Annotated in this window: 15 protein-coding genes; 7 read left to right on the top strand and 8 right to left on the bottom strand. The window is 59.7% G+C overall.

All coding sequences use genetic code 11. From position 1 onward, the window contains the following. Window positions 1–67 precede the first annotated feature (67 nt). A complete protein-coding gene (locus FJD34_RS06460) occupies window positions 68–514 on the bottom strand; it encodes a multidrug/biocide efflux PACE transporter (RefSeq protein WP_032862591.1) in 447 nt (148 codons plus the stop codon). Window positions 515–604: 90 nt separating this feature from the next. Here FJD34_RS06460 and FJD34_RS06455 point away from each other — a divergent pair, with 90 nt between their 5' ends. Continuing rightward, a complete protein-coding gene (locus FJD34_RS06455; protein WP_032862590.1) occupies window positions 605–1,459 on the top strand; it encodes a LysR family transcriptional regulator in 855 nt (284 codons plus the stop codon). Between the two features lie 119 nt (window positions 1,460–1,578). Here the strand turns inward: FJD34_RS06455 and FJD34_RS06450 are convergent, their stop codons facing one another. From FJD34_RS06450 to FJD34_RS06435, 4 genes are all read right to left on the bottom strand, one after another. Further along, a complete protein-coding gene (locus FJD34_RS06450) occupies window positions 1,579–2,799 on the bottom strand; it encodes an RNA polymerase sigma factor (protein WP_032862589.1) in 1,221 nt (406 codons plus the stop codon). Beyond that, the gene (locus FJD34_RS06445; protein ID WP_032862588.1) at window positions 2,796–3,272 is read right to left on the bottom strand and encodes an SRPBCC family protein; all 477 of its coding nucleotides are present in this window, start codon (window positions 3,270–3,272) and stop codon (window positions 2,796–2,798) included. Before FJD34_RS06445 ends, FJD34_RS06450 begins: the two co-directional genes overlap by 4 nt. 34 nt (window positions 3,273–3,306) lie before the next feature. Then, a complete protein-coding gene (locus FJD34_RS06440; RefSeq protein ID WP_032862587.1) occupies window positions 3,307–3,651 on the bottom strand; it encodes a YciI family protein in 345 nt (114 codons plus the stop codon). A gap of 66 nt (window positions 3,652–3,717) precedes the next feature. Beyond that, window positions 3,718–4,149, bottom strand: coding sequence for a YybH family protein (locus FJD34_RS06435; RefSeq protein WP_032862586.1), 432 nt, complete (start codon window positions 4,147–4,149; stop codon window positions 3,718–3,720). Window positions 4,150–4,297: 148 nt separating this feature from the next. Between FJD34_RS06435 and FJD34_RS06430 the strand changes: the two genes are divergently transcribed. The 4 genes from FJD34_RS06430 to FJD34_RS06415 all read left to right on the top strand — a co-directional run bounded on the left by FJD34_RS06430 (window position 4,298) and on the right by FJD34_RS06415 (window position 6,940). Beyond that, entirely contained in the window at window positions 4,298–4,786 is a 489-nt protein-coding gene (locus tag FJD34_RS06430; protein ID WP_032862585.1) for a GNAT family N-acetyltransferase, read from the top strand. A 70-nt stretch (window positions 4,787–4,856) separates the two neighbouring features. Further along, the gene (locus tag FJD34_RS06425) at window positions 4,857–5,111 is read left to right on the top strand and encodes a helix-turn-helix domain-containing protein (RefSeq protein ID WP_032862584.1); all 255 of its coding nucleotides are present in this window, start codon (window positions 4,857–4,859) and stop codon (window positions 5,109–5,111) included. Beyond that, window positions 5,104–6,303, top strand: a complete 1,200-nt coding sequence (locus tag FJD34_RS06420) for a type II toxin-antitoxin system HipA family toxin (RefSeq protein ID WP_090291789.1) — start codon at window positions 5,104–5,106, stop codon at window positions 6,301–6,303. The genes FJD34_RS06425 and FJD34_RS06420 overlap by 8 nt, the downstream gene beginning before the upstream one ends. Before the next feature lie 31 nt (window positions 6,304–6,334). After that, entirely contained in the window at window positions 6,335–6,940 is a 606-nt protein-coding gene (locus FJD34_RS06415; protein ID WP_032862582.1) for a pyridoxamine 5'-phosphate oxidase family protein, read from the top strand. 60 nt (window positions 6,941–7,000) lie between these two features. Here the strand turns inward: FJD34_RS06415 and FJD34_RS06410 are convergent, their stop codons facing one another. Continuing rightward, a complete protein-coding gene (locus tag FJD34_RS06410) occupies window positions 7,001–7,483 on the bottom strand; it encodes a GyrI-like domain-containing protein (RefSeq protein WP_090291791.1) in 483 nt (160 codons plus the stop codon). Between the two features lie 195 nt (window positions 7,484–7,678). Here FJD34_RS06410 and alaC point away from each other — a divergent pair, with 195 nt between their 5' ends. Further along, window positions 7,679–8,890, top strand: coding sequence for an alanine transaminase (gene alaC / locus FJD34_RS06405; RefSeq protein ID WP_032862580.1), 1,212 nt, complete (start codon window positions 7,679–7,681; stop codon window positions 8,888–8,890). Window positions 8,891–8,936: 46 nt separating this feature from the next. Here alaC and FJD34_RS06400 read toward each other — a convergent pair whose 3' ends face one another. Next, complete coding sequence (locus tag FJD34_RS06400; RefSeq protein ID WP_065944032.1) at window positions 8,937–10,289, bottom strand: GntP family permease; 1,353 nt, start codon at window positions 10,287–10,289, stop codon at window positions 8,937–8,939. 83 nt (window positions 10,290–10,372) lie between these two features. Beyond that, window positions 10,373–10,906 carry a gluconokinase gene (locus tag FJD34_RS06395; RefSeq protein WP_032862578.1) on the bottom strand — a complete coding sequence of 178 codons (534 nt, stop codon included), beginning with the start codon at window positions 10,904–10,906 and terminating at the stop codon, window positions 10,373–10,375. 213 nt (window positions 10,907–11,119) lie between these two features. Between FJD34_RS06395 and gntR the strand changes: the two genes are divergently transcribed. Further along, complete coding sequence (gntR, locus tag FJD34_RS06390) at window positions 11,120–12,151, top strand: HTH-type transcriptional regulator GntR (protein ID WP_162237656.1); 1,032 nt, start codon at window positions 11,120–11,122, stop codon at window positions 12,149–12,151. Window positions 12,152–12,226: the final 75 nt, after the last annotated feature.

The following is a 12,226-nucleotide window of genomic DNA, read 5'->3' as shown; positions in this document are numbered from 1 at the left end:
TGTAGGAGCGAGCTTGCTCGCGAAAAACCCAAGGACACCGCGTTCATTCAGACGGCCCACGTCATCGTTAACGTCCTTCGCGAGCCAGCTCACTCCTACACAGGAATTTGTCCCGCAGCACGTCGTAGCCCCAGTGGTACACGTAGGTGTACGGCAGGAAAAACAGCAGCACACCGATATCAAGGATAAACGCCTGCATCAGGCTGATATTCAGCCACGCGGCAATCAGCGGCACGGCAAACAGAATCAGCCCGCCCTCAAACAGCAAGGCGTGTAGCACGCGGGTCTTGCCGCTATTGGCCAGTTGCAGGCGCGCCTTGAGGCGGTCAAACAGGCTGTTGAAGATGATGTTCCAGGTCAGCGCCAGCAGGCTGATGGCCAGGGTTACCGCGCCCATTTCCAGGGCTGGCCGGCCAGTGATCCAGACCAGCAACGGGGTACAGATCAACAAGGCCAGGCCCTCAAAACCGATGGCCTGGAAAACGCGTTCAGTGATGGATTTGGTGATGGTCATGACTCGTGCTCTGTGGGTGTCGAGGGTTGCCATAATCCCTCACCGACCCGATACTTCATAATCAATAACCATCGATCAAGGCGATAGATGATGGCATCTCATGAAGTGTTGCAAGCGTTTGTCCAGGCGGCGACCCAAGGCTCGTTTTCGGCGGCGGCACGCAAGCTGGGCAAGAGCCAATCCACCATCAGCGCGGCGGTGGCCAGCCTTGAGATTGACCTGGACGTGGTGCTGTTCGACCGCAGCAGCCGCAAGCCGAGCCTGACGCCGGCCGGGCATGTATTGCTGCAACGGGCCGAGCAGGTGCTGGAAGCCAGCAGCCGCCTGGAGCTTGCCGCCAGCCAGTTGTCCCAGGGGCTGGAGCCCAAGCTCAGTATCGCCATGTCCGACACTTATCAGTCAGGACGCTTTGAAACGGTGCTCAGCGCCCTTGAGCAACGTTATCCGGACCTGGAGCTGGAATGGTTGATTGCCGAGTGTGAAGACCTCATGGCCCTGGTACAAAGCGGGCGGGCGCAGCTCGCGTTTATCGAGGCGCAGGAGGTTTACCCGCCGGACCTGACCCACGCCACCGTCGAAGAGCGCGCGCAACTGGCACTGTTTGTTTCGCCGCTGCATGCACTGGCCAACCTCGATGGCATCGACCGGCAAACCCTGCAACAACACCGGGAACTGCGCCTGGCAAGCATCATCAACCCCAATGAAAACCGGCTGACGGGCCGGGTCTGGTCCGCTCCCAGCTTTTTGATGTTGATGGAAATGGCCATCCTCGGTTTTGGTTGGGCGCCGTTGCCGCGCTGGCTGGTGGAGCGTTTTGCCAATGGTCAGTTGGTGGAGCTCAAGGCTCGCGGCTGGCCGCGCTCGGTGGCGGTGGATGCATTGTGGTCGAGGCAACATCCGCCGGGGCCAGCGGGGAGCTGGCTGCTGGAAAGGATGCTCGAATAACGACAACCCAGGCTGGCATTCATGTAGGAGCGAGCTTGCTCGCGAAAAACTTGAGCACGCCGCGTTTACCCTGCAAACACGGCTTATCGTTGACGCCAGACGCGAGCACGCTCCGGTTTTTATCCTGAAAGTTCTGCCAGGCGACGTTCGATAAAGCGTTTTTCCGGGGCCTGCTGGGTCAGGCCCAGGGCTTTTTCATAGGCTTGGCGTGCCTCTTTCATACGACCCAGTTGCCGACAAAACTCCCCGCGCGCCGAATGCGCCAGGTGGTAATCCAGCAACTCGCCCCGTGCCAGAATCCCCTCCACTTGCTGCAACCCAGCCAACGGTCCATCACGCATGGCCAGGGCGACCGCACGATTGAGTTCGATCACAGGCGAAGGCACAAGTCTTTGCAACACATCGTAAAGCCCGACAATCTGCACCCAGTCGGTATCGGCAGCAGTCGTCGCTTCGGCATGTACCGCGGCAATCGCCGCTTGCAGGCAATACGGGCCAAAACGCCGCGTGGCCAGGGCCTGTTCCACCAGGGCACAGCCTTCGGCTATCAAGGCCGCGCCCCACAATGCACGGTCCTGCTCAGCCAACAGCACCAATTCACCGGCTGGCGAGGTGCGAGCCGGGCGTCGTGATTCATGGAGCAGCATCAACGCCAGCAGGCCCATGACCTCCGGCTCCGGCAGCAATTCCAGCAACAGGCGGCCCAGGCGGATGGCTTCGCGGGTCAATTCTTCACGGGTCAGATCGGCGCCCATGGACGCTGAATATCCTTCGTTGAACACCAGGTAAATCACACGTAAAACGCTGTCCAGACGTTCGGGCAATTCCGCCAGCGATGGCACCTGATAGGGGATCTTCGCTTCGCGGATCTTGCCCTTGGCCCGCACGATGCGCTGGGCAATGGTGGCCGGTGTGGCAAGAAACGCCCGGGCGATTTCCTCGGTGGTCAGGTCACAGATCTCACGCAAGGTCAGCGGTACCTGCGCATCCGCCGCCAGGGCCGGGTGGCAGCAGGTGAAAATCAGGCGCAGGCGGTCGTCTTCCACGTCTTCGTCACTCCACTCAACCGCTTCCAGCGCCTCGGCCTGCTCCTGCAACAACGGGGTGAACCGGGCCTGGCGGCGCAAACGGTCGATGGCCTTGAAGCGCCCAGTCGACACCAGCCATGCCCGGGGATTATCCGGCACACCGTCCTGCTGCCAGCGCTCGACCGCGACGAAGAACGCCTCATGCAGGGCTTCTTCGGCGAGGTCGAAGTCCCCCAGCAGGCGAATCAGGGTCGCCAGGATGCGCCGCGACTCGCTGCGGTAGACCGCCTCGACCTGGGCCTTGACGGTCAATCGGGCATGCCCTGAGTCACCAGGGTCACCAGCCGGTCCAGGCTTTCGCCCCAGCCCTGATGAAAACCCATGGCTTCGTGGGCCTGCTTGTCGGCTTCGCTCCAGTGCATGGCGCGGGCGGTGTAGCGGGTCTTGCCGCCAACGTCCTCGAAGGTCACCTCGGCGCTCATGAACGGCTTGCCCGAGGGAATCCAGCCAGGCAGGAACGCATCGGTAAACACCAGGCGACGCGGTGCGTCGATCTCCAGGAAGACGCCCTGGGTCGGGTACTCGCTGCCGTCCGGCGCACGCATCAGGGTGCGAAACAGACCACCGACCCACAGGTTCATTTCGCACACAGGCGTGGTCATGCCGTGTGGGCCCCACCATTGTTGCAACAGCGCAGGTTCGGTCCAGGCACGGAATACCCGGCTGGGTGGCGCGTCGATTACGCGGCTGATGGACAGTTCGAATTGCGCGGGTTGAGTGTTCATGGATCAACCTCCTTGAGTCTTATGATTGTTGGGTTCAGAGATTCAATTCACGCACGGGGCGTACTTCCACACTGCCGACCCGTGCCGCCGGAATGCCACCGGCCACTTGCAGCGCCTCATTCAAGTCCTTGGCGTCGATCAGGTAGAAACCGGCAAGCTGCTCCTTGGTTTCGGCAAACGGCCCGTCGGTAATCGACAGCTTGCCGTTGCGCACCCGCACCGTGGTGGCGCTCCTCACCGGCTCCAGCGCCTGGGCGGCGAGCATCCGGCCACTGGCCTGCACCGCTTCGGCGTAGGTATGGCATTCAGTGTCCTTGGGGCTGTCAGGCTGGCTGTGCAACAGACGTTCGTCGCTGTAGACCAGGCATAGGTATTTCATGGGATTCTCCGTTTTCGGACTATCAACTATGGCTGCAGATTGGCGCTTTGCAGGTTTTCCCGACGATCAGGGTTGCAGGTCGAACAAGGCCGTCCCGCTTTGCATGTCGAAGGGGGCCGACCAATGCTCATGCACCACTTGCCATTGACCGTTGATCCGTTGATAACCGGCAGTGACCCGCATCCAGCAGACCTTCTCCACACCATCGGGCCCAGTGCCGCCACAGCGGGCCAGCCAGTGGGCGAAGGCACTGTCGGCAGCCGCGACGATATTCATTTGGTGAAACTCGAAAATACCTCCACCGGGGCACATCTCCATGCAGGCCTGCCAGTGCGCCTTGTAGGCCTTGCGGCCCTTGAATTGCAGGGCTGTCACCGCGTCAAAGGCAACAATGTCCTGCGCATAAAAACTGACAATTTTGTCGACATCCTTGGTGGTCACGGCTTGTTTCCACTGTTCAATCAAGGTGCTGATTTCGCTGTTCACTTGGGTATTCATGCCAATGCTCCTTTCAGGGGAAAATCACGGAATACGCCTTTAGTCGGTTGGGCATCCCGTCAATCGACAAGCCTAGGAAAAAAATTTGCGACTGGGGCAAAACCGCTAGAATTTGCGACTTCCCTGTAAGACTTTGGATATCTGTTCGATGGAAACCCGCCTCGTGCCCTATGAGACGTTGACTGCTGCGCAACAACAGCAACTCAGCGCCCTCGAAGTCCATCCCGAGCAACTGCCCTGGTGCGGCGATATCTATTGCGCGCTGAACAGTCTGCTGGTCAATCCCAGCCCCGGCATCAAGGGCTTTGCCCTGCTGGCTGACGAGATTCCCGTGGCCTTCCTGCTGCTCAAGCGCCCGCCTTGCCTGCCCCACTGGGCCGATGAACACAGTGCCACGCTGCATGCGCTGCAAGTCGATCACCGCCATCAGGGCCTGGGGCTGGGCAAGGCCTGCCTGCAGGCGCTGCCCATTGCGGCACGCCTGGTGTGGCCGCAGATCAAGGCGTTGGAGCTGTCGGTGGACAGCGCAAATGTCACGGCGATGGGGTTATACCTGCATGCGGGTTGGGTTGATCGCGGAGAAGCGTATAAAAGCACCACGGCCTATGAACGACGATTGGCGTTAGCACTCGGCTAATGTCGGCATTGACAGCTTTTAAATGTAACGTATACATAACTAGTCAAGTTTAATGTAACGGTATCACGACATGGACTCATCACTTCTTGGTCAAAGAATCGGCCTCCAAATCCGCTCGATGCGCCTCAATCGTGGCCACACGCAGGCAGAGCTGGCGCAACTGGCAGGCACTACCCGACAGAAACTGATCGAAATCGAGCAAGGCAGCCTGTCAGTCTCAATGAATGCCTATGCACGGGTTTTTGCAGCACTGGGCACTGAAGTGAAACTGGTCCCTGTTTCCATGCCGACGCTGGATGACGTGGAGGACTTGTTCAATGAGTAATCACCGACTGCAAGTCCATACACCGCAAGGTGCCAGCGGCAGCGTATTCGTGGGTGCTGACGACTACCATTTTCGCTATGGCGATGATGCGCCGGAGCACAGCGCGATCAGCCTGCTGATGCCCGTTCGTGCAGAGGATTATCGTCGCCGTGATTTACACCCGATCTTCCAGATGAACCTGCCGGAAGGCTATGTGCTGGAACAGCTTAAAAACAGGCTGGCAAAGACCGTCAAAGTCGACCCGATGCTGTTGTTGGCACTGTCAGGCAGCAGCGCACCTATCGGCCGGGTCTTTGTCTCATCGCCTCAAGTAAACCAGTTGATTAAGCACAACAGCCCTCCCTCCCGTGGCGAGAACCTGGATGAAATCCTCGCGTGGGATGGCACTGAGGATTTGTTCACCTGCTTGGTCGACCGTTACATTCTTCGCGCGGGAATTTCCGGAGTACAGCCCAAGGTGCTGGTGCCGGAAGCTGCGGAACACAAATTCACCTCGAAAACCAATGATCTGATTATCAAGAGCGGACGCGACGAGTTTCCGGGATTGGCCATCAACGAGTACCTGTGCATGTCAGTCGCCAAGGACGCAGGCATACCGGTTCCACCGTTCTACTTGTCACAGAACCACAAGCTTTTCATCATGCGGCGTTTCGACCGAGACGAGTATCTCAACCCGCTGGGCTTTGAAGACATGGCCACACTCATGGGCCTGTCCGCCGAGCAGAAATACAGCAAGAGCTACGCCATGATTGCCAAGGCCGTGCGCCTTTATTGTGCAATCGAACATCAACGCAGCTCCCTGGAGCAATTGTTCGATAGCGTTGCATTGAGCTGTATCGTTGGCAACGGTGATGCCCATCTGAAAAACTTTGGCTTGCTCTACAGCGATCCCATCAGGCACGACGCTCGCCTTGCGCCGGCTTATGACATTGCCAATACCACCGCCTATATTCCCGAAGATGCCTTGGCCCTGGACTTGGCTGGCAACCGCTCATTTTTTGCGTCACGCCTGGGCATTCTTGAGTTTGCCAGGACCTGCGAGATAGAAAAGCCCGAGGAACGCATCCAGGCCCTGCTCCAGACGCTGGAGAGTGTGCTCAAGCGTGAGGACGACTATTGTCGACAAGCGCCCAACGTTGCTCAAGCCATCCGAAAATCGGCGCAGGATTACCAACGTAGCTTTGGCGGATAACTGCCAGCCTTTGATGGACAAGGAGCCTCCCATGCTGACCACTCTCGAACAACTCGACACCCTCTACGGCAAACCCCACGAACGCGCCGTGCACAAGGAAATCGCGTTTCTCAATGAGGATTACCAGGCAATGGTGAAAGCCTCACCGCTGGTAATTGTCAGCTCCTCAGGCGCCGATGGCCTCGACGGCTCGCCTCGCGGCGATGTGCCGGGGTTTGTGCGGATCATTGATGAGCGTACCTTGGCGATCCCGGACCGGCCGGGCAATAACCGGCTCGATACCTTGCGTAACCTGGTGCTGGATCCACGGATTGCGCTGCTGTTCATCATTCCGGGAATCGGAGAAACGCTACGGGTCAACGGGCGGGCGCAGATTTCCATCGATCCTGAATTGCTGGAGAGCTTTGCGGTGCATGGCAAACCGGCGCGGTCGGTGATTCTGGTGCAGGTAGAAGCCGCGTATTTCCACTGCTCGAAAGCCTTTGTGCGCTCCGATTGCTGGAACCCCGACAAGCATCTGGAGCGCTCGGCGCTGCCGTCCGCGGGGGCCATTCACAAGCGGTTGAATGATGGGCAATTTGATGCCGAGGCGTATGACCGGGAAATGCCGGAGCGGGTCAAGGCCACGTTATATTGATGCCCTTGCCGGCGATGGCGTCCTTCAGATCACCATCGCCGGCAAGCCGGCTCCTACAGGTTATGCAGACTTTTCTATAGGCAGCCAGACTTCCACGGTGCCGGTGCCCTTATCCACATCAAAGTCAGCGCTGTATCGCTCGATGTCCGGCCCTGCGACCTTGTACCCCGAAGTCGGCAGCCACTCGTACATGATCCGCTCATAGGTCTGGGTCAGCGCATACACCGGCCCGTAGTGCGCAAACACCGCATAACGACTGGCCGGCACTTCAATGCATTCAAAGTTGCCCGGCACATCGCTCTTGGCCGGCACTTCAACCCCGGCGATGTAATCAAACTCTTCCTGCGTGGCGTTGTAGCAAACGCCGTAGGTCACGCCGCCAATGCGCTTTTTGATGTCCTTGATGCAGGTGTCGAACAACTCCCACAGCTTCGGGATATCCCCCAGCGTCGCCTTGCCGTAATGACCGCCGACCCCTGCGATCACCATGGCCTTGCCCTCTTCCATGCGGGGCTCCAAGGGTAGCGTTGCCTGTTGGTTCATCTGCACAATCTCCATGGGTGAGTGACCAAAACCATACCGAGTATAGGGGCATACGCGCGTCATACTCCAGACAGAAAATTTTCCGACAGTATCTGGACAATTGCCCTTCACCCGCCGTATTGTCCGCCCCGCAGGCCACCGCAGTGGCCGACGTCGCTCGGACGGTTCCGGGCGCTTACGTACTCCGAGGCAACAATGGCAGACCAAGGTTCGCCGCGCCGCTTTGCGCGCATAGATCGACTCCCCCCTTACGTGTTCAATATCACTGCCGAGCTGAAGATGGCTGCGCGTCGGCGCGGCGAAGACATCATCGACTTGAGCATGGGTAACCCTGACGGCCCGACTCCACCGCATATCGTGGAGAAACTGGTGACCGTCGCACAGCGCGAAGACACCCACGGCTACTCCACCTCCAAAGGCATCCCACGTCTGCGCCGCGCTATTTCGCGCTGGTACAAGGACCGCTATGAGGTGGATATCGACCCGGAAACCGAAGCCATCGTGACCATCGGTTCCAAGGAAGGCCTGGCACACCTGATGCTGGCCACCCTGGACCAGGGCGACACCGTGCTGGTGCCCAACCCCAGCTACCCGATTCACATCTACGGTGCCGTGATTGCCGGCGCCCAGGTGCGCTCGGTGCCGCTGATTCCCGGCGTGGACTTCTTCGCCGAGTTGGAGCGGGCGATTCGCGGCTCGATCCCCAAGCCGAAGATGATGATCCTCGGCTTTCCGTCCAACCCCACCGCACAGTGCGTGGAGCTGGATTTCTTCGAACGGGTGATTGCCCTGGCCAAGCAGTACGACGTACTGGTGATCCACGACCTGGCCTACGCCGATATCGTCTACGACGGCTGGAAAGCCCCGTCGATCATGCAAGTACCGGGCGCCAAGGACATTGCGGTGGAGTTCTTCACCCTGTCCAAGAGCTACAACATGGCCGGCTGGCGTATTGGCTTCATGGTCGGTAACCCGGAACTGGTCAACGCCCTGGCACGCATCAAGAGCTACCACGACTACGGTACCTTCACCCCGCTGCAAGTGGCGGCCATTGCCGCGCTGGAAGGCGACCAGCAATGTGTGAAGGACATCGCCGAGCAATACCGCCAGCGCCGTAACGTGCTGGTCAAGGGCCTGCATGAACTGGGCTGGATGGTGGAGAACCCGAAGGCATCGATGTATGTCTGGGCGAAGATCCCCGAGGCGTATGCCGCCATGGGCTCGCTGGAGTTTGCCAAGAAATTGCTGCTGGAAGCCAAGGTGTGTGTGTCGCCGGGGATCGGCTTTGGCGAGTATGGCGATGACCATGTGCGCTTTGCCCTGATCGAGAACCAGGACCGGATTCGCCAGGCGGTGCGCGGGATTCGGGGCATGTTCCGGGCTGATGGCCTGGTCACCAAAGCCTGATAACAACTGTGGGAGCGGGCAAGCCCGCTCCCACTTCTTGATGGGGTTACACCACCAACGACAGCAACATGATGAAGCCCAGTGCCACGATGGACAGGATGGTCTCCATCGCCGTCCAGGTCTTGAACGTCTCGGCCACGGTCATGTTGAAGTACTGCTTCACCAGCCAGAACCCTGCGTCGTTAACGTGGGACAGAATCAACGACCCCGCCCCCGTCGCCAGCACCAGCAACTCCAGGTTGACCCCCGGCACCATCCCCACCACCGGCACCACAATGCCCGCGCCCGTAATGGTGGCCACAGTCGCCGAACCCGTGGCAATCCGAATCACCGCCGCCACCAACCAGGCCAGCAGGAGCGGGTTGATCTGCGCCGTCACCGCCATATGGCCGATCACGTCACCCACGCCGCTGGTCACCAGCATCTGCTTGAAACCACCGCCGGCGCCGATGATCAGGATGATCGCGGCAGTGGGTGCCAGGCTGGCGTCGAGCAGCTTGAGGATCTGCTTGGAGTGGATGCCCTGGCGATGGCCAAAGGTGTACAGCGACAACAGCAAGGCCAGGAGCAAGGCACTGATCGGGTGGCCGATCATGTCCATCCAGTTGCGCACCGCATTGCCTTCGGCAAAGGCGATGTCAGCAAAGGTTTTGAGCAACATCAGGAACACCGGCAGCAGCACGGTAATCAGGGTGATGCTGAAGCTCGGCAGGTTTTTCGAGTCGGTCTCGCGGGCCAGTTGGTCCACCAACTCCTGGGACGGATTGCCCGGGATATGCTTGGCAATGAACGTACCGAAGATCGGCCCGGCAATGATGGCGGTCGGCAAGGCGACGATCAGACCGTAGAGAATGGTCTTGCCAATGTCTGCGCCAAACACACCAATGGCCAGCAACGGCCCCGGGTGCGGCGGCACCAGGCCGTGGACCGCCGACAGGCCGGCGAGCAGCGGGATGCCGATCTTGATCAGCGACACGCCAGTGCGGCGCGCGACGATAAACACCAGCGGGATCAGCAGCACAAAGCCAATCTCGAAGAACAGCGGAATGCCCACCAGGAAGGCAGCGAACATCATCGCCCACTGCACCTTGTCCTTGCCAAAGGCACGGATCAGGGTTTGTGCGATCTGATCGGCACCGCCGGATTCGGCCATCATCTTGCCGAGCATCGTACCCAGCGCCAGGATAATCCCGACAAAACCGAGCACCCCGCCGAAGCCGTCCTGGAACGCCTTGATGATCTTCTCCACGGGCATGCCCGAGGTCAGGCCGAGAAAGCCTGCGGCGATGATCAGCGCAATAAAGGGGTGAACCTTGAACCGGGTGATCAACACGATCAGCCCGATAATGGTGACTACTGCATCGAGCAGCAGGTAGGACTCGTGGGACATTCCAAACATGGGGGTCTCTCCTGTTTGTTGTTGTTATTAAAGCGGGTGTTGAATTTTGTGCCGCCGGATAGCGCTATCTTTCGGGCAAAAAATCATCGGGAAGGTTCAAAGCCATGGGTCAGCCACCAGGCATGGGTCTGCTCGGCCAAGGCCTCGATGCTGTCTTCACTGGCATTGAGGGCCAGGGTCAGCGGTTCGCCGATGGGCGATTCGAGGGTGGCGAACTGGCTGTCGATCAGGCTGGCCGGCATGAAATGGCCAGGGCGATGGGACACGCGGTCGGCGGCCACCTCACGGGTCAGTTCCAGGAAGACAAACCCCAGGCCCGGCGCGGCTTCGCGCAGGTGATCGCGGTATTTTTTCTTCAGCGCCGAACAGGTCAGCACGGGATGCTCGCCGGCCTTGAGCGCACGACGCAGCTCATCGCAGAGGATATCGAGCCAGCCGGCACGGTCGTCGTCGTTGAGAGGATGGCCAGCACTCATCTTTTCGATGTTGGCGGCCGGGTGAAAGCTGTCGCCTTCAATGGCGGTGGCGCCGTTCAACAGGCACAGGGCCTCGCTGACACTGGACTTGCCACAGCCGGAAACACCCATGATGACCAGGGCAGTAACAGGTTGACTCATGAAACACCTCAGGACGCAGACAGCGCTACCTTTGCACGCCTTAAGGCTAGTGCAAAAACAGGCTTTTCCCGCGCCTAATTGTCATTTTTATGGAGTGACGCGTGCATCCGCTCCAACCGTTTGAGCAAGGATCAGGCAACCCTGTGCGCAAGTATTTGCAGGCCTTTGGAGACAGCGCTACCTTAGTGCCTCGATTTTTGTTTGGCAAGCCGCCTGATGACCTCCAAGAACGATAAAAATACCCGCACGACGGGTCGCCCTACCTTGAACGAAGTTGCCCGCCTGGCGGGCGTCAGTCCGATCACGGCCTCCCGGGCCTTGCGCGGCATCAGCACCGTGGCCCCCGACCTGGTGGAAAAGGTGCAGAAAGCCGCCGCCGAGCTGAGCTACGTGGTCAACCCTGCCGCCCGCGCCCTGGCCTCTGCACAGAGCCAGTCGGTAGTGGTGCTGGTGCCCTCACTGTCCAACTTGCTGTTTATTGAAACCCTGGAAGCCATTCATCAGGTTTTGCGGCCCAAGGGCTTCGAAGTGTTGATCGGCAACACTCACTATTCCCGGGACGAAGAAGAAAACCTGTTGCGCAACTACATGGCCTATCAGCCGCGGGGTTTGCTGCTGACCGGCTTTGACCGCACCGAAAGCGCCCGGCGCCTGGTGGAGTCGAGCAATGTGCCGTGCGTGTACATGATGGACCTGGACCCGGCGGCCGGCCTCAATTGTGTCGGGTTCTCGCAGACCAGTGCCGGCGAAACTGCTGCCGCGCACCTGATCTCCCGGGGGCGCAAGCGCCTGGCCTATGTGGGTGCACAACTGGACCAGCGCACCTTGTTGCGCGGTGAAGGTTTCCGTCGCGGGCTGCAACAGGCTGGGCTGTATGACCCGGCGCTGGAGTTACTGACACCGCGCCCTTCTTCAGTCGGCCTGGGTGGCGAGTTGTTCCTGCAACTGCTGGCCAGTCATCCGGATGTGGACGCGATCTTCTTCGGCAACGACGACCTGGCCCATGGCGCCTTGCTCGAAGCCTTGCGCCATGGGATCAAGGTTCCGCAGCAAGTGGCGGTCCTGGGCTTCAACGACCTGCCCGCCTCCAGCTTCATGGTGCCGCGCCTGAGCAGCATCAGCACCCCGCGCGAAGCCATTGGCCGACGCGCGGCGGAACATTTGCTGACGGTGATGGCAGGCAACAAGATCGCCAGGCCGGTGGTGGATATGGGGTTTGAGTTGAAGGTGCGCGAGAGTACCTAGGCCGATCAACTGAAGGGATTCAAGCCCGCTCCCACACTTAACCCTATCGCTGTCCTTGCGCGTCCCTGCTAAATT

Source organism: Pseudomonas brenneri, assembly GCF_007858285.1.
Lineage (GTDB): Bacteria > Pseudomonadota > Gammaproteobacteria > Pseudomonadales > Pseudomonadaceae > Aquipseudomonas > Aquipseudomonas brenneri.
The sequence above is the reverse complement of the archived record's forward strand: the minus strand, read 5'-3'. Positions and strand labels throughout refer to the sequence as shown.

What these genes read in the sequence shown, in the direction of transcription:
- FJD34_RS06415 (WP_032862582.1), top strand. Translation starts at nt 6,335, where the DNA reads ATGCTGACCACTCTCGAACAACTCGACACCCTCTACGGCAAACCCCAC.
- FJD34_RS06400 (WP_065944032.1), bottom strand. Translation starts at nt 10,289, where the DNA reads ATGTTTGGAATGTCCCACGAGTCCTACCTGCTGCTCGATGCAGTAGTC.
- FJD34_RS06395 (WP_032862578.1), bottom strand. Translation starts at nt 10,906, where the DNA reads ATGAGTCAACCTGTTACTGCCCTGGTCATCATGGGTGTTTCCGGCTGT.
- FJD34_RS06435 (WP_032862586.1), bottom strand. Translation starts at nt 4,149, where the DNA reads ATGAATACCCAAGTGAACAGCGAAATCAGCACCTTGATTGAACAGTGG.
- FJD34_RS06410 (WP_090291791.1), bottom strand. Translation starts at nt 7,483, where the DNA reads ATGAACCAACAGGCAACGCTACCCTTGGAGCCCCGCATGGAAGAGGGC.
- FJD34_RS06455 (WP_032862590.1), top strand. Translation starts at nt 605, where the DNA reads ATGGCATCTCATGAAGTGTTGCAAGCGTTTGTCCAGGCGGCGACCCAA.
- FJD34_RS06460 (WP_032862591.1), bottom strand. Translation starts at nt 514, where the DNA reads ATGACCATCACCAAATCCATCACTGAACGCGTTTTCCAGGCCATCGGT.
- FJD34_RS06445 (WP_032862588.1), bottom strand. Translation starts at nt 3,272, where the DNA reads ATGAACACTCAACCCGCGCAATTCGAACTGTCCATCAGCCGCGTAATC.
- alaC (WP_032862580.1), top strand. Translation starts at nt 7,679, where the DNA reads ATGGCAGACCAAGGTTCGCCGCGCCGCTTTGCGCGCATAGATCGACTC.
- FJD34_RS06430 (WP_032862585.1), top strand. Translation starts at nt 4,298, where the DNA reads ATGGAAACCCGCCTCGTGCCCTATGAGACGTTGACTGCTGCGCAACAA.
- FJD34_RS06440 (WP_032862587.1), bottom strand. Translation starts at nt 3,651, where the DNA reads ATGAAATACCTATGCCTGGTCTACAGCGACGAACGTCTGTTGCACAGC.
- FJD34_RS06420 (WP_090291789.1), top strand. Translation starts at nt 5,104, where the DNA reads ATGAGTAATCACCGACTGCAAGTCCATACACCGCAAGGTGCCAGCGGC.
- FJD34_RS06425 (WP_032862584.1), top strand. Translation starts at nt 4,857, where the DNA reads ATGGACTCATCACTTCTTGGTCAAAGAATCGGCCTCCAAATCCGCTCG.